Genomic DNA, 337 nt, shown 5'->3' with positions numbered 1-337 from the left:
CGGCAACCGGTACGGCGGCAGGTTGGCGCCGTGGTACAGGCAACCGGTGATCAGCGGCTGGTCGGGGTCGCCTTCCAGAAAGGTGATCAGCACCTCCATGCCCACACGCGGCAGCGAGATGGCGCCAAAGCTGCTCTGGCTGGCCCAGTTGGAGGCCACGCGCATCCAGCAGGTGGTCTTGTCGTCCGATTGGCCTTCGCGGTCCCAGAAGAACTGCACCTTGACCCGGCCGTACTCGTCGCAATAGATCTCTTCGCCTTCCGGGCCGGTCACTACAGCACGTTGCGCACCCAGCACTTTGGGCTTGGGATGCCTCAGCGGCGGACGGTACGGCACG

The 337-nt window shown here is 65.3% G+C and carries 1 protein-coding gene; it reads right to left on the bottom strand.

The features are described 5' to 3' along the window. The coding region (tssI, locus tag NP552_RS25885; RefSeq protein WP_274097331.1) for a type VI secretion system tip protein TssI/VgrG at window positions 1-337 on the bottom strand (337 nt) is incomplete at both ends.

Source organism: Pseudomonas sp. 8209 (assembly GCF_028682105.1).
In the GTDB taxonomy this organism is placed as follows: domain Bacteria; phylum Pseudomonadota; class Gammaproteobacteria; order Pseudomonadales; family Pseudomonadaceae; genus Aquipseudomonas; species Aquipseudomonas palmensis.
The sequence above is the reverse complement of the archived record's forward strand: the minus strand, read 5'-3'. Positions and strand labels throughout refer to the sequence as shown.